We start from the raw sequence: 23,542 nt of genomic DNA, 5'->3' as shown, positions 1-23,542 counted from the left end.
ACGCCCCTGGTAACGGGAGGCACCCGATGTCGCTTGCTCATATTCATCCCATGCTGGTCCATTTTCCTATCGTGCTCTGGCTGCTGGCCGTGGCCTGTCAGTGCCTGGTGGTGTTGCGCGGCGAGTCGTTCGAGCGGCGTCGAAGCTGGCAGCAGGCGTCGCTGTGGCTACTGGCCCTGGGCACCCTCGGCGGGGCTGTCGCGGCCGGTTTCGGCGATGTGGCGATGGATATCGCCAAAGAGAAGGGGTTCCCGACTGCGCCCATTGAGGCTCATGAGGGACTGGCGATGACCACCTTGACGCTGTTCGGCGTGCTGACCCTGGTGCAGGCAGTGATCTACTGGCGGCGAATCACGCTCAACCGGGTGCTGTCCTGGGTGGTACCGATCGCGGGGCTGGTGGGCATCGCGCTGATGCTGATGACCGCTGAGCATGGCGGCGAACTGGTCTACGAGATCGGCGTCAACGTGGCCGCGGTGCAGCCCTGAGCCTCGCGGACCGGGCCCGGTGCGTGGTCGGAAGCGGTAGCAGAGCTCTGCCATGGGCCCGCCGGGCAGTTGGCCCAGGAGACGACCGGATCAAGAAACGATGAACCCGCCGGGCGAGGCTTCGCCGGCGGGTTCGTGGAAGTTCCCTGAAAAGGTTACTTCTTGCTGGCGCGCTTGCGCTCGTTCTCGGTGAGATGCTTCTTGCGCAACCGGATGTGGTTGGGCGTGATCTCGACCAGTTCGTCGTCGTCGAGGAACTCGATCGCCTGCTCGAGGCTGAAGCGTACCGGCGGAGTCAGCACGATGTTCTCGTCGTTGCCCGAGGCGCGCATGTTGTCGAGCTTCTTGCCCTTGGTCGGGTTGACCACCATGTCGCTGGCACGGTTGTTGATGCCCACCAGCATGCCTTCGTAGACCTCGGTGCCGTGATCGATGATCAGCTTGCCGCGCTCCTGCAGGGCGTAGAGCGCGTAGGCCAGCGCCTTGCCGGGAACCATCGACACCAGCACGCCGTTGCGACGCTCGATGGAGGCGTCCGGCTTGAGCGGGCCGTAGTGGTCGAAGCGGCTGGTCAGGATGCCGGTACCGGAAGTCAGGGTCAGGAACTGGCCACGGAAACCGATCAGCCCGCGCGCGGGGATGATGAAATCCAGGCGCACGCGGCCCTTGCCGTCCGGGTTCATGTTGGTCAGCTCGCCCTTGCGATAGCCGAGCTCCTCCATGACCGCGCCCTGGTGCTGCTCCTCGCAGTCGATGATCACCTCTTCGTACGGCTCCTGCTTGACGCCGTCGATCTCCTTGATGATCACCTCGGGGCGGCCCACGGCCAGCTCGAAGCCTTCGCGGCGCATACTCTCGATGAGGACCGAGAGGTGCAGCTCGCCGCGCCCGGAGACCTTGAACTTCTCGGGCGATTCGCCCTGCTCGACGCGCAGCGCGACGTTGTGGATCAGCTCCTGGTCGAGGCGGTCCTTGATGTTGCGGCTGGTGACGTACTTGCCGTCCTTGCCGGCGAACGGCGAGTCGTTGACCTGGAAGGTCATCGACACGGTGGGCTCGTCGACGGTCAGCGGCGGCAGCGCCTCGACGGCGGCCGGGTCGCACAGCGTGTCGGAGATCGCCAGATCCTCGATGCCGGTAATGCAGATGATGTCGCCGGCTTCGGCCTGCTCGGTCTGCACCCGCTCGAGGCCCATGTGGGTCATGACCTGACCGATCTTGCCCTTGCGGGTGTTGCCTTCCTTGGTGATCACGCTGATCTGCTGGTTGGGCCTGACGTTGCCGCGCTTGATGCGGCCCAGGCCAATGACGCCGACGTAGCTGGAGTAGTCGAGCGCCGAGATCTGCATCTGGAAGGGGCCGTCGAGTTCGACCTTGGGCGGCTCGACGATGTCGACGATGGACTGGAACATCGGCGACATGTCGTCGGCGAGCTGGTCCGGCTCGGGGCCGGCGATGCCGTTGAGCGCCGAGCAGTAGATGATCGGGAAGTCGAGCTGCTCGTCGGAGGCGCCGAGGTTGTCGAACAGATCGAAGATCTGGTCGATGACCCAGTCCGGGCGCGCGCCGGGGCGGTCGATCTTGTTGACCACCACGATCGGCTTCAGGCCCTGATCGAAGGCCTTCTGGGTGACGAAGCGGGTCTGCGGCATCGGGCCATCGACGGCGTCGACCAGCAGCAGCACGGAGTCGACCATCGACATGACGCGCTCGACCTCGCCACCGAAGTCGGCGTGCCCGGGGGTGTCGACGATGTTGATGTGATAGACCTGCTCGTCGGGAGCCTGCCAACGGATCGCCGTGTTCTTGGCCAGGATGGTGATGCCGCGTTCCTTTTCCTGGTCATTGGAGTCCATGATCCGCTCCTGGCCCTCGGCTTTACGATCCAGGGTGCCGGACTGACTCAGAAGCTTGTCGACCAGGGTGGTTTTGCCGTGGTCGACGTGAGCGATTATGGCTATGTTGCGAAGTTTCTCGATCACGACGGGATCCTGCAGGGAAATAAGGGCCGCATTATAGGGTCAGGCCGTTTCCACTGCTACCTTCGTGAGCCGTCTTTCACTGCTGGCGGGGCTTACAGCTGACCCAGCAGGTGGTCGAACAGCCGCCCGGGACTCTCGGCGAGGCGTTGGTTGACGGCGATCCGCGGCAGCGCCAAGGGGTTGTCGTGACGGCCCAGCCAGCCGCCCTGGCCGGCCAGGGCCAGCGAAACCCCGCAACGATTGGCCAATTGCTGAACGCGCAACGAGGGCTGGCTCTCCGGGTAGGCGAAGGCCGCCAGCGGCTCGCGGCACAGACGCGCCAACTCCTGGCGCGAGTGGCGCACCTGCCAGCGTATGGCGGCGTCGTCCTGGACGTCGAGGGCGCGCATGTCGACGCCGCGGGCGCCGAAGCGGACCAGGCCGCCGTTTTCGAGTCGGCGAATGCTGAACGGGTCGAGCCCTTGGCGGGGCTGGCCGAGATCGCCATGCAGGGTGTCGCCGGTTGCCTCGAGCGTGCGCGAGTCGTGTCGGGCGAGCTGCAGCAGGTAGCCCAGCAGGGCTCGGCTGTAGGCCGTGTCGGGATGCTTCGGGGGCATGGGCGGCAACGGTAGCCCGGCATCGCCCAGCGCATCGCGAATGCGTGTCGGGTGCTGGCGCTGCCACAGGCCTTCGCCGATGGTTTCGCGCCAGGCGCCGTGTGGCCGATGCAGCCAGCTGGTGTTGACGAAGATGCTGGCGGGTAGCGCGTAATGCTCGAGCAGCGGTGCGGCGATCTCGAGGTTGTCGCGCCAGCCGCCATCGAAGGTCAGGCTGATGCGCGCCTGGGGATCGTGATGGGGCTTGAGGGCGGTATCCAGGCAGACCAGTCGCGAAAGCTCGCTGAGCGTCAGTAGCAGCCGCTCGAAGCTCTCGGGACCCAGACACCAGGGCGCGCGGTGCGGCAGCCGGGCCTCGGCCTCGCTGGGCAACACCCGCTGCAGGACGATGATTGCGCTGCGTCCCCATAGCGGTTCGATCAGGCTACGTCGCCAGTGACCGCGCAGGCGATAGGCCAGATCCTGGGCCAGGGACAGCGCCAGGCCGGTCATCGCCCGGCCCCGGTAATCGAGTTGCGACCAAGCATGCTGCTCTCTCCTTGTGCCCGGAAGGCACGGCACACACCAGTAACCCCAGTTTACTGCGATCTGCCCGCGGGCTCTAACTAACCGATCGTCGGCACTCCTCGGGCCGGCATTGCAGGACCCGGGCGTGGCAGGCCTGCAGGCGGCCCAGCAAATCGCGTTCGGCTTGGCTGTCCAGGTCGGGATCGAAGCCGCCGAGACGTTCGAACCATACCCGCTGTACGGCGAATACCTGGGTCTGCAGTCGCGCCCGGCCGATGCGCCGAAGCCAGACGGAAGCCGGCCAGCGTTCGGCGGCCAGCGCCAGTGCGTCCCAGGCCTGGATGCGCAGCGCCTGGTCGATGTCGTACAGCCATTTATCCGAAAGATCGCTGGTCGACTCGATGAATACCAGCACCTCGCCGTGGCTGCAGTTGGCGGCGGCGTTGAGTCGCGCGCCGCGCGCCAGCCCGGGCAGGGTCAGCGTTCGGGCGCCGTGGCGTTCCGCCAGCTTGCCCAGGGACAGGCGCGGTCGGTCGACGATAAGCCAGCGTTCGACATCGCCGTCGATCCGCTCGGCCAATCTCTCCAGCGTGATCAGGCAGCGTTCTGCGCGGTTGTAGCCTCGTCGGAAATCAACGACCACACTGTATGTATTCATAAGCCTGGCGACCTGGAATCCGGAAGGGCCCCGGTTACCGTGACGCTGACGTAGGCCGTCCGATGTCACGATGCGGCAACGGCATTGCTGCCAACGTCTCGCAGGCCTCTGCTACCCCCTATCTACTGCGATAGTTGTGTAAACAAGAGTAGCTCTGGGTTTCTGAGTGTTTCAATTGGCCAGCTGGCTGATTTTGCAGCCTTTCATGGTTGGTTTTCGCCGAGTGCGAAGGGCTGAGACGCTTCATCCGGCAAGCCCTCGCAGGGCTGAGTCGACGCTAATCCTTGGCGATGGGCATCGTTGCTCATTGGTGAACCAAAATGGTGCATCAAGGGTCATTTATGCTCTTCCATGGTGCACGAGCAGGGCGTGTGCACCGCCATGATGCGATCCAGGCTGATCGGAGAGCGCTTTGCGGCATCCTCACCTGGGCGCTTTCCGCTTGTAATTCATTGGCTTGATGAATGGTCGCGATTGCCCTTGCGCCATTTTGGCACGGCTTCTGCATTTGTTTTGTCAGAAATGGCATGCATGGGCAATCCGCGCCCCGACGTGCTAAAACGACGCTGGACACGCAAGCCAATGGCTCATCTGTGGAGGACACCATGTCTGAGAAGACTCTAGCCCTGATCGAAGAACACGACGTCAAGTGGGTAGACCTGCGCTTTACCGACACCAAGGGCAAGGAGCAGCACGTTACGATCCCGGCCGGCGCGGTCGACGATGAGTTCTTCGAGGACGGTCAGATGTTCGATGGTTCTTCCATCGAAGGCTGGAAGGGCATCAACGAATCCGACATGATTCTGCGCCCCGAAGACGGCACCGGCTTCCTCGACCCGTTCACCGAAGATGCCACCCTGGTGTTGCGTTGCGACATCATCGAGCCGTCGACCATGCAGGGTTACGAGCGCGACCCGCGCTCCATCGCCAAGCGCGCAGAGGCGTTCCTGAGTGCCTCGGGCCTGGGCGATACCGCATTCTTCGGCCCCGAGCCGGAATTCTTCATCTTCGACGAAGTGCACTGGAAGGCCGACATCGAAGGCGCCATGTACAAGATCACCTCCGAAGAGGGCGCCTGGTCGACCGATCGCAAGATCGAAGGCGGCAACCTGGCGCACCGTCCGCGCGTCAAGGGTGGCTACTTCCCGGTCCCGCCGGTGGACAGCTTCCACGACATCCGTAGCGCGATGTGCAACACCCTCGAGGCGATCGGCCAGAGCGTCGAAGTGCACCACCATGAGGTGGCTAACGCCGGCCAGAACGAGATCGGCGTCAAGTTCAACACGCTGGTCAAGAAGGCAGACGAGGTTCAGGAACTCAAGTACGTGGTCCACAACGTGGCCCACGCCTACGGCAAGACCGCGACCTTCATGCCCAAGCCGCTGGTCGGCGACAACGGTTCCGGCATGCACGTTCACTCCTCCTTCTGGAAGGATGGCGAGAACCAGTTCGCCGGCGACGAGTACGCGGGGCTGTCCGAGACGGCGCTGTACTACATCGGTGGCATCATCAAGCATGCGCGGGCGCTGAACGCCTTCACCAACGCCTCGACCAACTCCTACAAGCGCCTGGTTCCGGGCTTCGAGGCGCCGGTCATGCTCGCCTACAGTGCGCGCAACCGCAGTGCCTCGATCCGCATCCCGTACACCGCCAGCCCGAAGGGCAAGCGCGTCGAGTGCCGCTTCCCCGACCCGACCGCCAACCCGTACCTGGCGTTCGCAGCGATGCTGATGGCCGGTATCGACGGGGTGAAGAACAAGATTCACCCCGGCGACGCGATGGACAAGAACCTCTATGACCTGCCGCCGGAAGAGGGCAAGTCGGTGCCGACCGTGGCCAACAGCCTTGAGCAGGCGCTCGAAGCCCTCGACAAGGATCGTGCGTTCCTGACCGAGGGTGGGGTGTTCACCGACGACACGATCGATGCCTATATCGAGCTCAAGGGCGAGGACGTCGAGCGCCTGCGCATGACGACTCACCCGGTCGAGTTCGACCTCTACTACAGCTGCTAATCAGCCGAGCGAAGCCAGCCGCTCGATCACAGAGGCCCGCCTTCCCGGCGGGCCTTTTTGCATTACACTGGCGGATATCGTAAATCGCTCAAGTGTCGGCGACAGGCGCGGTGCAAAGGGGTGAAGGATCATGATCAAGCGCGTTTTCGCGGTTCCGCTGCTATGCGTCATCGCACTGGGGATAGCGCCGGGCATGGAGGTTGCCGGGGCGGCCAACGTCTATCGCACGACCGATGCGCAGGGCAACGTGGTGTTCACCGACAAGCCGGTCGGCAACGCCGAGCGGGTCGACCTCGAGCCGTTGACCGTGGTGCCTTCCGCACAGCTCGACGCCGCGCCGCCGCGCACGCAGCGTGCCGAGCCGGCTGCCTCGCGCGACGTCGGCCAGCCCTTCATGCCCTATTCGACCTTCCGCATCGCCGCGCCCGAGGACGGGCAGACCCTGCCCACGGGAGCTGCCGGCAACGTGCAGGTGCAACTGGCCATCGAACCGGCGCTGCGTGAGGATCACAAGGTGCGCTTGCTGGTCGATGGCGCGATAAGCCAGTCGGCCCTGCACAGCTCCGCGTTCATGCTCACCAACCTGGAGCGTGGCGAACATACCCTCATAGCCGAACTGCTCGATGCCGACGGCAAGGTGCGTCATCGCAGTGCGCCGGTCACGCTCTACGTGCAACGCGCCAGCGTCAATCTACCGGCCAATCCCAACAACCCCGCCGGACTGCCACCGAGCCGCACCGGCAAATAGGAAACACTGCACAAATGCCTGCGCGGGCGAATCGCTGCGTTGTGCGGTGCGCGGAATCCTCACATATACCCCATATGCTCCGGTTCCTGTGCTCCGTACGCCTTGCGCTTCATCCCGCTCACCTATTTGTTCCGCGCTTCCTTAGCGGCGCATCGCTCTCTTCGCTGTTTTTGTAAGCGCCGCGTTTTCACCAATGGCGCGCCATCGAGCAGCTTTCTCCGTCCCTATGCACCATAATAGTGCAGAGTGCCTCAGCGCCATGCCCGCCACCCCGCTCGTTTCGGGCCTGGCCAGGCTGGCGCGCTTCTTGCAATCACCAAGCTAACGGATCTCAGGATGTCGAGACGCGCCATGTACCAACGCTTGCTGGAAAATCTGACGACGGCGGTCGTTCTGCTCGACGAGACGCTATGCGTTCGCTGGCTGAACCCGGCTGCCGAAGCATTGCTGGCGGTGAGTCGTGGCCGGGTCGAGGGGACGCGCCTGGAGTGCCTGGAAGGCGAAGGCGGGGCGGTCGCCGGCGTGTTGCGCAAGGCGCTCGCTGAGTACCACCCCTTCACCCAGCGCGAGGCCATATTGCTGCTGGCCGGCGGCGAGGCGATTACCGTCGACTTCACCGTCACGCCACTGTCGGAAGCCGAGCTGCTGCTCGAGATCGAGCCGCGCGACCGGCTGCTGCGCATCTCCCGCGAGGAAGCGCTGGTCGCCCGCCAGGAAACCATCAAGGTGCTGTCGCGCGGGCTGGCGCACGAGATCAAGAATCCGTTGGGCGGGATTCGCGGCGCGGCGCAGCTGCTCGAGCGCGATCTGCCGGATCCGCAGCTGGCCGAGTTCACCCGGGTGATCGTCGAGGAGGCCGATCGTCTGCGCGACCTGGTCGATCGCATGCTCGGCCCCAACCATCTGATTCGCCACGAGCCGCTCAACGTGCACCGGGTGCTCGAGCGGGTGCGCGCACTGCTCGAGGCCGAGCATCCCCGGGTCGGCTATGTACGCGACTACGACCCCAGCCTGCCCGACCTCTACGGCGACGAGTCGCAACTGATCCAGGCGGTACTCAACGTGGCGCGCAACGCCGTCCAGGCGATGGAGGAGAGCGGCACGCCGTCACCCAGGCTGACGCTGCGCACCCGGGCCCGGCGTCAATTCACGCTGGGTGCCGAGCGTCACCGGCTGGTCTGCGAGGTGGCGGTGATCGACAACGGCCCGGGGATCCCCGCGGCGCTGCGCGAGACGCTGTTCTACCCGATGGTCTCGGGGCGCGCCGAGGGCAGCGGGCTGGGGCTGTCGATAGCCCAGTCGATCCTGCATCAGCATCAGGGGCTGGTCGAGTGCGACTCGCATCCCGGATGTACCGAGTTCCGTCTATTGATGCCGCTGGACGCCCATCACTAGCCGGACGGAGCACTACGACAGCGCCGGATGCGCTGAGACTGCGACATTCGCCGGAGGCGAAACCATGCTACCCGCTGGAGGGCTTTATGAATGATGTCGCCCGTATCGTCATCGTCGACGACGACCGAGCCATACGCTGGGTGCTGGAGCGCGCCCTGGCCCAGCCGGACCTGGAGGTGGCCAGTTTCGACCGGGCCGATACCGCCCTCGAGGAGATCCTGAGCTATCCGCCCGACGTGCTGCTCACCGACATCCGCATGCCGGGGCTCGATGGCCTCGACCTGCTGGCGCGCGTTCGCGAGGCCTGCCCGGACCTGCCGGTGATCGTGATGACCGCGCACTCCGACCTGGACAGCGCGGTGGCCTCCTATCAGGGCGGCGCCTTCGAGTACCTGCCCAAGCCGTTCGATGTCGACGACGCCCTGGCGCTGGTGCGCCGCGCGGTGGCTCATGCCCGCGAGCGTGCCTCGCCGGCGGTCGCGCCCGAGGGATTCTCGGCGGACATCATCGGCGAGGCGCCGGCGATGCAGGAGGTCTTTCGCGCCATCGGCCGGCTGTCGCAGTCGCATATCACCGTGCTCATCAACGGCGAATCGGGGACCGGCAAGGAGCGCGTCGCCCAGGCCCTGCACCAGCACAGCCCGCGCAGGGCGAAGCCGTTCATCGCCCTGAACATGGCGGCGATCCCCAAGGATCTGATGGAGTCCGAGCTGTTCGGCCACGAGAAGGGCGCCTTCACCGGCGCCACCGCCCAGCGTCGCGGGCGCTTCGAACAGGCCGACGGCGGCACGCTGTTCCTCGACGAGATCGGCGACATGCCGCCCGACACCCAGACCCGGCTGCTGCGGGTGCTGGCTGACGGCGAGTTCTACCGGGTCGGCGGTCATCTCTCGGTCAAGGCCGACGTGCGGATCATCGCCGCGACCCATCAGAACCTCGAGACGCTGGTCAAGGAGGGGCGCTTTCGCGAGGACCTGTTTCATCGTCTCAACGTGATCCGCGTGCACCTGCCCAAGCTCGCCGAGCGGCGCGAGGACATTCCGCGCCTGGCCCAGCACTTTCTCGCCGAGGCCGCCAAGGAGTTGTCCACCGAGCCCAAGGTGCTGACCCGCGATGCCGAACTGCATCTCACCAAGCTGCCCTGGCCGGGTAACGTGCGCCAGCTCGAGAATACCTGCCGCTGGCTGACGGTGATGGCCTCGGGCCGCGAAGTGCTGATCGACGACCTGCCGCCGGAGCTGCGCGACGTCGAAGGTACCGAGGCGGCCAGTGGCGATTGGCGCGGCGCCTTCCGCGAGTGGGCCGATCGGGCGCTCGCCGCCGGGCATACCCACTTGCTGGAGGAGGCGGTGCCGGATTTCGAGCGCATCCTGATCGAGACCGCGCTCAAGCACACCGGTGGGCGCAAGGGCGAGGCGGCGGAACTGCTGGGCTGGGGGCGCAATACACTGACGCGCAAGGTCAAGGTACTGCTGCCGGCGCTGGCGGAGGAGTGAACCCTCCAGCACCGCAGCGTGCTGGCGCGGGGGTTTATCCGCTATCCTTGGGTGAGATTGCCAAGCCGGATCGCAACGTTGACCATGCAGGGGCGTGCAAGGTGGAAAGCGCCGCGCGTTATCGCCAAGATGGGCGACGGATTCCGATCCGTGCGAAAAGCAAGGACCACACTCAAAGGGAGGCGCGCAAGCCAATGACCGATATTGCCAAACTGCTGGGCGACGAGGCCGATAGCCTGCTCAATCACACCTGCCGGGGTTTCGACAAGCAAAGCCTCTACCTGCCGGGGCCGGATTTCGTCGACCGGGTGATGAGCGACACCGACCGCGGCCCGAATGTACTGCGCAACCTGCAGGCGATCTACGACCACGGGCGCCTGGGGGGTACCGGCTATGTGAGCATCCTGCCCGTCGACCAGGGCATCGAGCACTCCGCCGGCGCCTCGTTCGCCCCCAACCCGCAGTATTTCGACCCCAAGAACATCGTCGAACTGGCGATCGAGGGCGGCTGCAACTGCGTGGCATCGACGCTCGGCGTGCTGTCCTCGGTGGCGCGGCGCTATGCCCATAAGATCCCGATGATGCTCAAGCTCAACCACAACGAGTCGTTGACCTACCCGGCGATCTACGACCAGACGCTGTTCGCGCAGGTCGAGCAGGCCCACGCCATGGGTTGCGTGGCGGTGGGCGCGACCATCTACTACGGTTCGCCCGATTGCCGTCGCCAGATCACCGAGATCAGCGAGGCCTTCGAGCACGCCCACCAGTTGGGCATGGTCACCGTGCTGTGGTCGTACCTGCGCAATCCCGATTTCAAGAAGGACGGTACCGACTATCACGTTTCCTCGGACCTGACCGGCCAGGCGATCCACATGGCGGCGACCATCAAGGCCGACATCGTCAAGCAGAAGCTGCCCGAGAACAATGGCGGCTATCGGGCGATCGGCTTCGGCCATACCCATGACAAGGTCTACGACGAGCTGACCTCCGATCATCCCATCGACCTGGCCCGCTACCAGGTCGCCAACTGCTACATGGGACGCATCGGCCTGATCAATTCGGGCGGCGGCTCGAAGGGCCACAGCGATCTCGGCGAGGCGGTGCGCACCGCGGTGATCAACAAGCGTGCCGGCGGCATGGGGCTGATCTCCGGGCGCAAGGCCTTCCAGAAGCCGATGAAGGAGGGTGTCGAACTGCTCAATGCGATTCAGGACGTCTATCTGGCCAAGGATGTCACCGTGGCCTGATTCTTGACTGCCTATCACCGGGTCGGCGGCCCGGTTCGTCTCGAGGCCCGGCGCATGCCGGGCCTCGCGCGTATGTGGGCCTCGCTCGCTATTCGCCGCGGCCTTCTCCGCCGAAGTCACTCGTCGCTACCGCCATTGCCTGGGCGACATGCAGCGGCTTGGCGAGTTTCACGCCTATCCGCTCGTGGAGAGCCGCGCGGAGCGCCTGGCCCGCCATGCGTTGCTGGGCGCGTCGCGTCACGCGACGCCGTTGCGCTGGCTAATGGGTGGCTATCTGCGTGACGGCATCGGACGGCGCTAGCGCGACGCTCGGTCGAGCCTCCCTATGTTCTTCAATAATTCCCGCATGAACGGTACGCAAAGGCGCCTCACGCCCGCTCGGGCGGGGCATGCCGGCGTTCGGCCCATTTTACCGTTGGCTACCATATCTTTGACTTGGGTCAGCAATAAACTACCATATATAGATAAAATGCATTGGCCGCTCGCCCGGCCAAGCGGTAGGATCGGGTCATCTTCGCGACGCCGACTCGCTGTCTTAAACTAAAACGGAATCATTGTCATGAGCATTAAGATCTATAGCAAGCCGGACTGCATGCAGTGTCACGCAACCTATCGGGCGCTCGACAAGCAAGGGCTCGATTACACGGTCGTCGACCTGACCCAGGATCGCGATGCCATTGAGACCGTTGAGTCGTTGGGCTATCGCCAGCTGCCGGTGGTGGTCGCCGCGGGCGAGCACTGGTCGGGCTTTCGTCCCGAGAAGATCCGCGGCCTGGCATGAGCCGTGGCGATCCTTCGTCACCGATCCATCAACGGGAGAGCGACGTGAGCGAACTGGTCTATTTCTCGACCAAGTCGGGCAATACCCGCCGCTTCGTGGAGAAGCTGGGAATACCCGCCGCACGCATCCCGTCGAGTCGTGACGAGGGCGCGCTGCGGGCCGAGCGGCCATATGTGCTGGTGGTACCGACCTACGGCGACGGCGACCCGCGTACGGCGGTGCCGGGTCCGGTGATCCGCTTTCTCAACGATGAACACAACCGTTCGCTGATCCGCGGCGTAATCGCCGGCGGCAACACCAACTTCGGTGCCGCCTATGGCCTGGCCGGTCGTGTCGTCGCCCACAAATGCCAGGTGCCGATGCTCTATCGCTTCGAGCTGACGGGTACTCCCGAGGACGTCGTCGCGGTTCGTCGGCACCTGGCGCCCCTTTTGCAAACCGAGCTCTCTCATGTTGGATGAAACGACGATGCAGACCCACGAACCCGGCGTGGCGGGCGGCCCGGCCCGGCCCAGGCAGGCGCTGGATTACCATGCGCTCAATGCCATGCTCAATCTGTACGGCGCCGAAGGCCATCTGCAGCTCGACAAGGACCGCGAGGCCGCGCGTCAGTACTTCCTGCAGCACGTCAACCAGAACACCGTGTTCTTCCACACCCTCGAGGAGAAGCTCGATTACCTGATCGAGGAGGGGTATTACGAGCGCGCGGTGCTCGAGCAGTACGATTTCGCCTTCGTCAGCGCGCTGTTCGATCAGGCCTATGCGGTCAAGTTTCGTTTCCAGAGCTTTCTCGGCGCCTTCAAGTACTACACCAGCTATACGCTCAAGACCTTCGACGGCAAGCGCTATCTGGAACGCTTCGAGGATCGCGTGTGCATGGTCGCGCTGAACCTGGCGCGCGGCGACGAGACACTGGCTCGCCGACTGGTCGACGAGATCCTGCATGGTCGCTTCCAGCCGGCCACGCCGACCTTCCTCAACTGCGGCAAGCGTCAGCGCGGCGAGCTGGTGTCGTGCTTCCTGCTGCGCATCGAGGACAACATGGAGTCGATCGGGCGGGCGATCAATTCGGCGCTGCAGCTCTCCAAGCGCGGCGGCGGGGTGGCCTTTTTGCTCAGCAACATTCGCGAGGCGGGGGCGCCGATCAAGCGCATCGAGAATCAGTCGTCGGGCATCATTCCGATCATGAAGCTGCTCGAGGACGCGTTCTCCTACGCCAACCAGCTGGGCGCGCGCCAGGGCGCCGGCGCGGTGTATCTCAATGCCCACCACCCGGACATCCTGCGTTTTCTCGACACCAAGCGCGAGAACGCCGACGAGAAGATCCGCATCAAGACGCTTTCGCTGGGCGTGGTGATCCCCGACGTCACCTTCGAACTGGCCAAGCGCAACGAGGCGATGTACCTGTTCTCGCCCTACGACGTCGAACGCATCTACGGCGTGCCGTTCGGCGACATCAGCGTCACCGAGAAGTACCAGGAGATGGTCGACGACGGGCGCATCCGCAAGACCAAGATCAACGCCCGCGAGCTGTTCCAAGCGATCGCCGAGCTGCAGTTCGAGTCCGGCTATCCGTACCTGCTGTTCGAGGACACCGCGAACCGCGCCAACCCGGTGGCCGGGCGCATCAACATGAGCAACCTGTGCTCGGAGATCCTGCAGGTCAATTCGCCAACCGAGTACGACGACGACCTGGGCTATCGAAAGATCGGCGAGGACATCTCCTGCAACCTGGGCTCGCTGAACATCGCCAAGGTGATGGACTCGCCGGACTTCGCCGCCAGCGTCGAGACCGCGATCCGCGGGCTGACCGCGGTTTCCGAGATGAGCGACATTCGCTCGGTGCCGTCGATCGCCGAGGCCAACCAGCGCTCCCACGCCATCGGCCTGGGTCAGATGAACCTGCACGGCTACCTGGCCCGCGAACATGTCCACTACGGCAGCGAGGAAGGCCTGGATTTCACCAATATCTATTTCTATACGGTGACCTTCCACGCGCTGCGCGCCTCCAACCGCCTGGCCATCGAGCATGGTACCGCGTTCGCCGGCTTCGCGGATTCGCAGTACGCCAGCGGCGCGTATTTCGACAAGTACACCGAGCAGGCATGGGCGCCCAGGACCGAGAAGGTACGCGGATTGTTCGAGAACAGCGGCATCGAGATTCCGACCCAGGCCGACTGGCGCGCGCTCAAGGAATCGGTGATGGAACACGGGCTTTTCAACCGCAACCTGCAGGCGATTCCGCCGACCGGCTCGATCTCGTACATCAACAACTCGACCTCGAGCATCCACCCGGTGGTATCCAAGGTCGAGATCCGCAAGGAGGGCAAGCTGGGGCGCGTCTACTACCCGGCGCCGTTCCTCAACGACGCCAACCAGGAATACTACCGCGACGCCTACGAGATCGGTCCCGAGGCGATCATCGACACCTACGCCGAGGCCACCCGGCACGTCGACCAGGGCCTGTCGCTGACGCTGTACTTCCACGACACCGCGACCACCCGCGACATCAACCGCGCGCAGATCTACGCCTGGCGCAAGGGCATCAAGACGATCTACTACGTGCGGCTGCGTCAGTCGGCGCTGGAAGGCACGGAGGTCGAGGGCTGCGTGTCCTGCACGCTCTGAGTCTTCGCAGAACCAATGCCCCGTCGCGACCCGACGGGGCCGAGCAACCCCATTTCGAGTGAGAGTCCGTTCATGACTGCCACCGCTTCTACCCCACGCCTGCGGCGCGTCGATGCCATCAACTGGAACCGGCTGCAGGACGACAAGGATCTCGAGGTGTGGAACCGCCTCGCCAGCAACTTTTGGTTGCCCGAGAAGATTCCGCTGTCCAACGACATCACTTCGTGGAACACCCTGACCGAGCTCGAGCAGCAGCTGACCATCCGCGTGTTTACCGGACTGACGCTGCTCGACACCATTCAGGGCACGGTCGGCGCGCCGGTGCTGATCGAGGACGCCGTCACTCCCCACGAGGAGGCGGTATTCACCAACATCAGCTTCATGGAGTCGGTGCATGCGCGCTCCTACAGCTCGATCTTCTCGACGCTGTGTGCGACCCGCGACGTCGATGCCGCCTATCGCTGGAGCGAGGAAAACACCCACCTGCAGAGCAAGGCCGAGCTGATTCTCGAGCGCTATCGCGCCGAGGACCCGCTGATGCGCAAGGTCGCCAGCGTATTCCTGGAGTCGTTCCTGTTCTACTCGGGCTTCTACCTGCCGATGTACTTCTCGAGTCGCGGCAAGCTGACCAATACCGCCGACCTGATCCGCCTGATCATCCGCGACGAGGCGGTCCACGGCTACTACATCGGCTACAAGTTCCAGCGCGCGCTGGAGGCCGAGTCGGCGGAACGCCAGCGCCAGATCAAGGAGTACACCTTCGACCTGCTGCTCGAGCTCTACGACAACGAGGTGCACTACACCGAGTCGCTCTACGACGAGGTGGGGCTGACCGAGGAGGTCAAGGCGTTTCTACATTACAACGCCAACAAGGCGCTGATGAACCTGGGCTACGAGCCGTTGTTCCCCGGCGCCGTGGAGCAGGTCAACCCGGCGATTCTCGCCGCGCTCTCGCCGGGTGCCGACGAGAACCACGACTTCTTCTCCGGGGCGGGGTCGTCCTACGTGATCGGCAAGACGGTGCGCACCGAGGACGAGGACTGGGCGTTTTAGCGACGGTGCGGCCATAGGCGCAAAAAAGCACGGCTCTCGCCGTGCTTTTTCGTTTTCGCGCATACGGCGTCGGGCGCCGTCGCTCAGTCGGCGCTGCCCAGCAATAATTCCTCGACCTGGGCGACGACGTTCTCGACGGTAAAGTTGTAGTACTTGAACAGGTCGCCGGCCGGCGCCGATTCGCCGAAGCTGTCCATGCCGACGATACGCCCGTCCAGGCCCACGTACTTGTGCCAGTAGACGCGATGGCTGGCCTCGATCGCCACCCGCTTGCGGACGTTCGGCAGCAACACCGCGTCGCGATAGCTCTGCGGCTGGGCGTCGAACACATCGGTCGACGGCATCGACACCACGCGCACCGCCTTGCCCTCGGCTTCCAGCGCATCGGCGGCCTGCATCGCCAGGTCGACCTCGGAGCCGGTGGCGATCAGGATCGCCGCGGCCGGCTCGTCGCTGTCCTTGAGCACATAGCCGCCGCGCTGGATGTCGGCCAACTGGTGCTTGTCGCGCTGCTGCGGCGCCAGGTTCTGGCGCGACAGCACCAGCGCGGTGGGTGCGCCGCGGCGATGGATGGCGGCATGCCAGGCGGCGGCCGTCTCGGTGGCGTCACACGGGCGCCAGGTCGACAGGTTGGGCGTCGAACGCAGGGCGCTCAACTGCTCGATGGGCTGGTGGGTCGGGCCATCCTCGCCGAGACCGATCGAATCGTGGGTGTAGACGAAGATCGCCTGACGATTCATCAGCGCGGCCATGCGTACCGCGTTGTGCATGTACTCCATGAAGGTCAGGAAGGTGGCGCCGTAGGGAATGAACCCGCCGTGCGCGCTGATGCCGTTCATGATCCCGCCCATGCCGAACTCGCGTACCCCGTAGTGCAGGTAGTTGCCCTCTAAGTGGTCGCGATTGATCGCCCGCGAGCCCTTCCAGAAGGTCAGGTTGGAGGGCGCCAGGTCGGCGCTGCCGCCGAACAGTTCGGGCAGGTCCGGGCCGAGCTCGTTGAGGCATGCCAGCGAGGCCTTGCGGGTGGCCAGCGTCTCGCCCTTCTCCTGGGCCTCCTCGATCAGCTTCTCGCTCTTCAGGGTGCTGGGCAGCTGGCCCTTGAGGCGCCGCTGGAGCTCCTTGGCGAGCTCCGGATGCTCGGCCTGGTAGCGTTCGAAGCGCTCGTTCCAGTCGGCCTCGGCTTTTTTACCGCGATCGTGGGCATCCCAGGCGCTGTAGATCTCCTCGGGCACGTGAAAGGGCGCATGTGGCCAGCCCAGCTGCTTGCGAGCCGCAGCCACCTCGTCGTCGCCGAGTGCGGCGCCGTGGGCCTCTTCCTTGCCCTGCTTGTTGGGCGCGCCGAAGCCAATGATCGTCGTGCAGATGATCAGACTGGGCCGGTCGTCGTGCTGGCGGGCCAGCTCGATCGCCGCCTTGACCTCGTCGGAATTGTGGCCATCGACGTTGGGCACCACGTGCCAGCCGTAGGCCTCGAAGCGCTTGGCGGTGTCGTCGGTGAACCAGCCCTCGATCTCGCCGTCGATGGAGATGCCGTTGGAGTCGTAGAAGGCCACCAGCTTGCCCAGGCCCTGGGTGCCGGCCAGCGAGCAGACCTCGTGGGAGATGCCCTCCATCAGGCAGCCGTCGCCGACGAACACATAGGTGTAATGGTCGACGATGTTATGTCCCGGCTGGTTGAACTGGGCGGCCAGGGTGCGCTCGGCGATCGCCATGCCCACCGCGTTGGCCAGGCCCTGGCCGAGCGGGCCGGTGGTGGTCTCGACGCCGGGCGTATAGCCGAGCTCGGGGTGGCCCGGGGTCTTGGAGTGCAGTTGACGGAAGTTCTGCAGATCCTCGAGGGTCAGCTCGTAACCGGTCAGGTGGAGCAGCGAATAGAGCAGCATCGAACCGTGACCGTTGGACAGCACGAAACGGTCACGGTCGGCCCAATGTGGATTGGCCGGGTTGTGCTCGAGGTAATCGTTCCACAGCACCTCGGCGATATCGGCCATGCCCATGGGGGCGCCGGGATGACCGGACTTGGCCTTTTGCACGGCATCCATGGACAGTGCGCGGATGGCATTCGCCAACTCGAAACGGGACGGCATTCTTGAGCTCCTCGCTGCGGCAAATCGGCAATGGCAGTCGTCGGCGGGCATCCCTGTCGATCAGCGCCCGACCCACTGCCGCTTGGCTGGACCACGCCGCAGTACAGCGCGGCACGATAATCAGGCGGTTATTGTCGCCGAGATGCGAGTTGCCATCAAATGCCGAGATCGCCGGCATGCGGCGCTGCCCGGCGCGTTCGCTAGGCAGCTAAGCGGGCAGCGTGTAGACTCTTGACCCCCGGGCCCGGCTCCATCGCCAATCCGGCTTGTCGCGCGTCGTCCTTGCCGTCCCGGCGGTCGCGGCGCTGTTTTCCCCTTTTCTCCGACGCATCGGAACGCCTACCAGAGAGGGTCGAGGACGCCATGAGCGAATATTCCCTGTTTACTTCCGAATCCGTATCCGAGGGCCATCCGGACAAGATCGCCGATCAGATCTCCGATGCGGTGCTGGACGCGATCATCGCCCGCGACAAGCAGGCGCGGGTGGCCTGCGAGACGCTGGTCAAGACCGGCGTGGCGATCGTCGCCGGTGAAATCACCACCAGCGCCTGGGTCGATCTCGAGGAACTGGTGCGCAAGGTGATCCTGGATATCGGCTACAGCTCCTCGGATGTCGGCTTCGATGGCGAAACCTGCGGCGTGCTCAACCTGATCGGCAAGCAGAGCGTGGACATCGCCCAGGGCGTCGACCGCTCGAAGCCGGAGGACCAGGGGGCCGGCGATCAGGGCCTGATGTTCGGCTACGCGACCAACGAGACCGCCTCCTACATGCCGGCGCCGATCCACTATGCGCACCGCCTGGTCGAGCGCCAGTCGGAACTGCGCAAGAGCGGCATGCTGCCGTGGCTGCGTCCGGACGCCAAGAGCCAGGTGACCTTTCGCTACGACGAGGACGGCAAGCCGCTGGCGGTGGAGGCGGTGGTGCTCTCCACCCAGCACGACCCGGAGATCGACCAGGACGACCTGCGCAAGATGGTCCGGCGCGAGATCATCGAGCAGGTGCTGCCGGCCGAATGGCTGACCGCCAGCACCCGCTACCACATCAACCCGACCGGCAAGTTCGTGATCGGCGGCCCGGTGGGCGACTGCGGGCTGACCGGGCGCAAGATCATCGTCGACACCTATGGCGGCATGGCGCGTCATGGCGGCGGCGCCTTCTCCGGCAAGGATCCGTCCAAGGTCGATCGCAGCGCCGCCTACGCCGGACGCTACGTGGCCAAGAACATCGTCGCCGCGGGACTCGCCGACAAGTGCGAGATTCAGGTCTCCTACGCCATCGGCGTGGCCGAGCCGACCTCGGTGTCGATCGATACCTTCGGCACCGGCAAGATCAGCGACGCCAAGATCATCGAGATGGTCCGCGAGCACTTCGACCTGCGGCCCTACGCGATTACCCGCATGCTCGATCTGCAGCATCCGATGTATCAGCTGACCGCGGCCTACGGTCACTTCGGTCGCGAGCCGTTCGAGGCGAGCTACACCTGGACCGATGTCCACGGCGAGGCGCAGACCGAAACCTTCACCGCCTTCCCGTGGGAGAAGACCGACAAGGCCGAAGCCTTGCGGAGCGCTGCCGGGCTCTAGGACGACACCGCCGGGCAGTCCGCGACGCCCCGCCACAATGGCGGGGCGTCGTCGTTTGTGGCTTGTCGTAGAGCCTTCTACGCTGTGTGTGGGAACTGGATATCGCTAATCAATGGATGAGGAACTTAAACATGGAAAATCGCAAACTTGCTTGGTTAGCCGCGATGGCGTTGTCCGGTGCGCTGTTGGTCGGTTGTGGTGACGACGGCGAAGAACAGCAGCCTGGTGGTGGCGACGAACCGGCCACCAGCTCGGAAGCCACCAGCGGTGGCACGGCCGATTCGGGCACGACCTCCGGTACGACCGGTACGACCTCCGGCACTACCTCCGGCACGACCGGCGGCGGCGCGACGTCCGGTTCGGCCGGTGGTTCGGCAACCGGCTCCACCGGGACCGGCGACTCCTCCGGCGATCTGGGCATGAGCGAGGATCAGGCCCAAGGCGGCTCGTCAGGCGCTACCAACGACGACATGACGGACGATCAAAGCGCCACCCAGGATGGCCAGGACGACCAGCAGCAGACTGAAGAGCAGCAGTGACTGCTGATGAATCCGAGCGAATCAGGCGGCCCTGCGGGGCCGCTTTATCGTTGAGGGGAGGTTGGCCCGCCACAGGATGCGCGAAGCCGATTGAAAAAGCCCTCCGGCTGTAGTGAACTGCCAACTGGGTCATGGACCCAGGTCGCGTTGCCGCCGCTCGAGGGGCGCTGCAGCACGTCGACGCCAAGCGTCGGTGTGCGAGGCTCGAACGGCAAGCCGCAAGCAAGCAACGGCGCCCATTCCCCGGGAATGGAGTAAGACGACGATGACAGCCATGGCGAATGCCCAAGCCAACCTCGCTCAGGACTACAAGGTCGCCGATATCGCGCTGGCCGACTGGGGCCGCCGCGAGATCCGTATCGCCGAAACCGAAATGCCGGCGCTGATGAAGATCCGCGCCAAGTATCGGGACCAGCAGCCGCTGGCCGGTGCGCGCATCGCCGGCTGCATTCACATGACCATCCAGACCGCGGTATTGATCGAGACGCTGATCGAACTCGGCGCCTCGGTACGCTGGTCCTCGTGCAACATCTTCTCGACCCAGGATCATGCCGCCGCGGCGATCGCCGCGGCGGGCATCCCGGTGTTCGCCTGGAAGGGCGAGAACGAGGAGGAGTTCTGGTGGTGCATCGAGCAGACCGTGGAAGGCCCCGACGGCTGGACCCCGAACATGGTGCTCGACGACGGCGGTGACCTGACCGCGCTGCTGCACGACAAGCGTCCCGAACTGCTCGATGCCATCCACGGCATCTCCGAGGAGACCACCACCGGCGTGCACCGCCTGCAGGAGATGCTGCGCGACCGGACCCTCAAGGTCCCGGCGATCAACGTCAACGACGCCGTCACCAAGTCCAAGAACGACAACAAGTACGGCTGTCGCCACAGTCTCAACGACGCCATCAAGCGCGGTCTCGATCACCTGATGGCCGGCAAGCAGGCGCTGGTGGTCGGCTACGGCGACGTCGGCAAGGGCTCGGCGGCCTCGCTGCGCCAGGAGGGCATGATCGTCAAGGTCAGCGAGATCGATCCGATCTGCGCCATGCAGGCGTGCATGGACGGCTACGAGGTCGTCTCGCCCTATGTCGATGGCGTCAACAACGGCGTCGAGAGTATCGATCGCGAACTGCTCGGCAGGATCGACCTGGTGGTGACCTGCACCGGCAACATCGGTGCCTGCGACGCGCCGATGCTCAAGGCGCTCAAGAAGGGCGCGGTGGTCTGCAACATCGGTCACTTCGATAGCGAGATCGACACCGCTTACATGCGCCGCCAGTGGCACTGGGAGGAGGTCAAGCCGCAGGTCCACAAGATCTACCGCGACAGCGACCCGGGCGACTTCGACCCGCAGAGCCGCGATTACCTGATCCTGCTCTCGGAGGGTCGGCTGGTGAATCTGGGCAACGCCACCGGTCACCCGTCGCGGATCATGGACGGCTCGTTCGCCAACCAGGTGCTGGCGCAGATCCACCTCTTCGAGCGGCGCTTCGCCGATCTCGCCGATGACGAAAAGGCCGGCGGCCTCAGCGTGACGGTGCTTCCCAAGCAGCTCGACGAAGAGGTCGCACGCTACATGGTCGAGGGCTTCGGCGGGGTCGTCACGCGCCTGACCGCCGAACAGGCCAAGTACACCGGCGTGCCGGCCGAGGGTCCCTACAAGCCGGACGAATACCGCTACTGAGCCCACGCGTCCCGTCTATGCGCAACGCCGCCGGCAGGCGGCGTTGTCGTGTCGGGCCAGCCAGGATCGGGACAAGCCATCGCCAGCAGCCGGCCAGGGAGGGCCCATGCTCGATCTCATCGCTATCATCATCTCGTTGACCGCCGTGCTGGCGTGGTTCAACCACCGCTTCCTCGGCCTGCCGCTGACCATCGGCGTGATGGCCATCGCGCTGTTGCTGTCGGGGGCCATGCACGGGCTCACCGCGCTGGGCTGGACGGCGCTCGAGGGCCGGGTCGAGACCTGGCTCGGCCAGATCGATTTCAATGCACTGCTGATGGACGGCCTGCTTTCGCTGATCCTGTTCGCCGGGGCGTTGCACATCGATCTCGATCGGCTGCGTCGCTACCGCTGGTCGATCGGCTTTCTCGCCACTGTGGGGGTGGTGATCTCGACGCTGGTGGTCGGCAGCGCGAGTTATGCACTGTGCACGCTGTTCGGCTTCAACGTCTCCTGGCTGTACTGCCTGACCTTCGGCGCGCTGATCTCGCCGACCGACCCGATCGCCGTGCTGGGCATCCTGCGCAATGCCGGGGCGCCCAAGGACCTGGAACTGCGTATCGTCGGCGAATCGCTGTTCAACGACGGCATCGCGGTGGTGGTGTTCACGCTATTGCTGGGCGCGGCTACCGGCGAGGAGGCGTTGACGGTCTCGCATGCCGGAACGCTGTTCCTGCAGGAGGCCGGCGGCGGCATCCTGCTGGGATTGGTCGTGGGCGGGCTGGCGTATGCTCTGATGCGCAGCATCGACGCCTACCGTATCGAGGTGCTGATCTCGCTGGCGGTGGTGCTGGGCGGTTACGCACTGGCCCAGCACCTGCACGTCTCCGGGCCGCTGGCGATGGTCGCCGCCGGCCTGCTGGTGGGCAACAAGGCCCGCGAGAGCGCGATGTCCGAAACCACGCGACAGTATCTCGACGCATTCTGGGAGTTGGTCGACGAGATCCTCAACACGCTGCTGTTCGTGCTGATCGGCCTCGAGGTAATGCTGATCCCCTTCGAGACCGGCTATTTCTGGGTCGGCCTGGGCGTGTTGATAGTGTTGCTTGCGGTGCGTTTCGTGACCATCGGCCTGCCGGTCATGTTGTTGCGCGACATGTTGGGGTTTCGCCGCGGGGCGGCGCGCATTCTCACCTGGGGTGGTCTGCGCGGCGGCATCTCGGTCGCGCTGGCCCTGTCATTGCCCGACGGCGAGAACCGTGACGTATTGCTCACCGTGACCTATCTGATCGTGCTGTTCTCGATTCTCGTCCAGGGGCTGTCGATCGGCAGGGTCGTCAAAGGTTTATTGAAGGATGTCTGAGCGCCTGGCTCGCCTTGACCTGTGTGCAGGCCACAGGTCTATGTTCGAAGATTCGGCGGGAATATTCGATACCATCGTGGTGTGGATTGGGGCGTGTTTTTTCCGTTTCGTGGCGTCCTGCTATTTATAACTTCTTGAGCGTTTAAGTTTTTAGTTAAAAAGCGGTCTTTTTGTTGGCGGCGGATAGATGACTTGCCCCGGGCTGATAAAGCCACTAAACCTTAAGAAGCGCATGAAATGAGGCGCTAGACGTGTGCCTAACAAGCATGTTTATCGAACCGACATATCGAGCCAAAGCTATCTAGCCAGCCAAGGAGGCCGAAATGGATTTCGGAAAGCATCAGTCCTGTATCGAAGCGTGTAATGTCTGCGCCGCCTATTGCGATGCCTGCGCGGTCGATTGCTTGAAGGAGGACGACGTCAAGATGATGGCCGAGTGCATTCGCCTGGATAGGCAGTGCGCGCAGATCTGCCGACTGGCCGCGTCGTTCATGGCGCAGGGCAGCGAATACGTAGGCCAGATCTGCAGGATCTGTGCCGACATATGTCGTCAGTGTGGCGATGAGTGCGCCAAGCACGAGCATGAGCATTGCCAGGAGTGCGCCAAGGCCTGCCATCGCTGCGCCGAAGAGTGCGCTGCCATGGCGGCATGAGAGTGACGCCTATCTTGCGCCAGCCGACACGGGCCCGGTCTAACCGGGCCTCGGCGTGTTCGGGCCAG

Annotated in this window: 19 protein-coding genes and 1 riboswitch; of the genes, 15 read left to right on the top strand and 4 right to left on the bottom strand. The window is 64.5% G+C overall.

The annotated features are described in order from the left end of the window. The first annotated feature begins 26 nt into the window (after window positions 1-26). Window positions 27-488, top strand: a complete 462-nt coding sequence (locus R6258_RS16835; protein ID WP_318452863.1) for a DUF2231 domain-containing protein — start codon at window positions 27-29, stop codon at window positions 486-488. A gap of 155 nt (window positions 489-643) precedes the next feature. On the opposite strand, the gene typA is transcribed toward R6258_RS16835, so the two are convergent. The 3 genes from typA to R6258_RS16820 form a co-directional block, all read right to left on the bottom strand. Next, on the bottom strand, window positions 644-2,470 hold the full coding sequence (gene typA / locus R6258_RS16830) for a translational GTPase TypA (protein ID WP_318452862.1): 1,827 nt from the start codon (window positions 2,468-2,470) through the stop codon (window positions 644-646). A 92-nt stretch (window positions 2,471-2,562) separates the two neighbouring features. Then, window positions 2,563-3,558 (bottom strand): polysaccharide deacetylase family protein, encoded by a 996-nt coding sequence (locus R6258_RS16825; protein WP_318452861.1) that lies wholly within the window; start codon window positions 3,556-3,558, stop codon window positions 2,563-2,565. 109 nt (window positions 3,559-3,667) lie between these two features. Beyond that, window positions 3,668-4,231 carry a hypothetical protein gene (locus tag R6258_RS16820; protein WP_318452860.1) on the bottom strand — a complete coding sequence of 188 codons (564 nt, stop codon included), beginning with the start codon at window positions 4,229-4,231 and terminating at the stop codon, window positions 3,668-3,670. Between the two features lie 605 nt (window positions 4,232-4,836). On the opposite strand from R6258_RS16820, the gene glnA reads away from it, so the two are divergent. From glnA to nrdF, 9 genes are all read left to right on the top strand, one after another. After that, window positions 4,837-6,243, top strand: coding sequence for a glutamate--ammonia ligase (gene glnA, locus R6258_RS16815; RefSeq protein WP_318452859.1), 1,407 nt, complete (start codon window positions 4,837-4,839; stop codon window positions 6,241-6,243). A gap of 130 nt (window positions 6,244-6,373) precedes the next feature. Continuing rightward, window positions 6,374-6,991 carry a DUF4124 domain-containing protein gene (locus tag R6258_RS16810; RefSeq protein WP_318452858.1) on the top strand — a complete coding sequence of 206 codons (618 nt, stop codon included), beginning with the start codon at window positions 6,374-6,376 and terminating at the stop codon, window positions 6,989-6,991. A 351-nt stretch (window positions 6,992-7,342) separates the two neighbouring features. Further along, window positions 7,343-8,386, top strand: coding sequence for a nitrogen regulation protein NR(II) (glnL, locus tag R6258_RS16805; protein WP_318452857.1), 1,044 nt, complete (start codon window positions 7,343-7,345; stop codon window positions 8,384-8,386). An 86-nt stretch (window positions 8,387-8,472) separates the two neighbouring features. Next, window positions 8,473-9,882: a nitrogen regulation protein NR(I) gene (ntrC, locus tag R6258_RS16800; RefSeq protein ID WP_318452856.1), complete on the top strand. Its 1,410-nt coding sequence runs from the start codon at window positions 8,473-8,475 to the stop codon at window positions 9,880-9,882. A 194-nt stretch (window positions 9,883-10,076) separates the two neighbouring features. Continuing rightward, window positions 10,077-11,129 carry a class I fructose-bisphosphate aldolase gene (locus R6258_RS16795; protein ID WP_318452855.1) on the top strand — a complete coding sequence of 351 codons (1,053 nt, stop codon included), beginning with the start codon at window positions 10,077-10,079 and terminating at the stop codon, window positions 11,127-11,129. A 559-nt stretch (window positions 11,130-11,688) separates the two neighbouring features. Continuing rightward, complete coding sequence (gene nrdH, locus R6258_RS16790; protein ID WP_318452854.1) at window positions 11,689-11,910, top strand: glutaredoxin-like protein NrdH; 222 nt, start codon at window positions 11,689-11,691, stop codon at window positions 11,908-11,910. 44 nt (window positions 11,911-11,954) lie between these two features. Then, window positions 11,955-12,371, top strand: a complete 417-nt coding sequence (gene nrdI, locus R6258_RS16785) for a class Ib ribonucleoside-diphosphate reductase assembly flavoprotein NrdI (protein ID WP_318452853.1) — start codon at window positions 11,955-11,957, stop codon at window positions 12,369-12,371. Window positions 12,372-12,378: 7 nt separating this feature from the next. After that, a complete protein-coding gene (gene nrdE / locus R6258_RS16780; RefSeq protein ID WP_318452886.1) occupies window positions 12,379-14,538 on the top strand; it encodes a class 1b ribonucleoside-diphosphate reductase subunit alpha in 2,160 nt (719 codons plus the stop codon). A gap of 72 nt (window positions 14,539-14,610) precedes the next feature. Continuing rightward, a complete protein-coding gene (nrdF, locus tag R6258_RS16775) occupies window positions 14,611-15,591 on the top strand; it encodes a class 1b ribonucleoside-diphosphate reductase subunit beta (protein WP_318452852.1) in 981 nt (326 codons plus the stop codon). Window positions 15,592-15,674: 83 nt separating this feature from the next. Here nrdF and tkt read toward each other — a convergent pair whose 3' ends face one another. After that, window positions 15,675-17,678 (bottom strand): transketolase, encoded by a 2,004-nt coding sequence (gene tkt, locus R6258_RS16770; RefSeq protein WP_318452851.1) that lies wholly within the window; start codon window positions 17,676-17,678, stop codon window positions 15,675-15,677. Between the two features lie 363 nt (window positions 17,679-18,041). Here tkt and metK point away from each other — a divergent pair, with 363 nt between their 5' ends. The 5 genes from metK (at window position 18,042) to R6258_RS16745 (ending at window position 23,474) form a co-directional block, all read left to right on the top strand. After that, window positions 18,042-19,262, top strand: a complete 1,221-nt coding sequence (gene metK / locus R6258_RS16765; protein ID WP_318452850.1) for a methionine adenosyltransferase — start codon at window positions 18,042-18,044, stop codon at window positions 19,260-19,262. Window positions 19,263-19,393: 131 nt separating this feature from the next. Beyond that, complete coding sequence (locus tag R6258_RS16760) at window positions 19,394-19,801, top strand: hypothetical protein (RefSeq protein ID WP_318452849.1); 408 nt, start codon at window positions 19,394-19,396, stop codon at window positions 19,799-19,801. Between the two features lie 153 nt (window positions 19,802-19,954). After that, window positions 19,955-20,046, top strand: a riboswitch (S-adenosyl-L-homocysteine riboswitch). A 20-nt stretch (window positions 20,047-20,066) separates the two neighbouring features. Then, window positions 20,067-21,479: an adenosylhomocysteinase gene (ahcY, locus tag R6258_RS16755; RefSeq protein ID WP_412176390.1), complete on the top strand. Its 1,413-nt coding sequence runs from the start codon at window positions 20,067-20,069 to the stop codon at window positions 21,477-21,479. A gap of 106 nt (window positions 21,480-21,585) precedes the next feature. Further along, entirely contained in the window at window positions 21,586-22,821 is a 1,236-nt protein-coding gene (locus tag R6258_RS16750) for a sodium:proton antiporter (RefSeq protein ID WP_318452847.1), read from the top strand. Window positions 22,822-23,144: 323 nt separating this feature from the next. Next, window positions 23,145-23,474, top strand: a complete 330-nt coding sequence (locus tag R6258_RS16745; RefSeq protein WP_318452846.1) for a four-helix bundle copper-binding protein — start codon at window positions 23,145-23,147, stop codon at window positions 23,472-23,474. The last annotated feature ends 68 nt before the right edge of the window (window positions 23,475-23,542 follow it).

This window comes from Halomonas sp. HP20-15, assembly GCF_033446685.1.
Lineage (GTDB): Bacteria > Pseudomonadota > Gammaproteobacteria > Pseudomonadales > Halomonadaceae > Modicisalibacter.
This window is presented reverse-complemented; position numbering and strand designations above follow the sequence as displayed.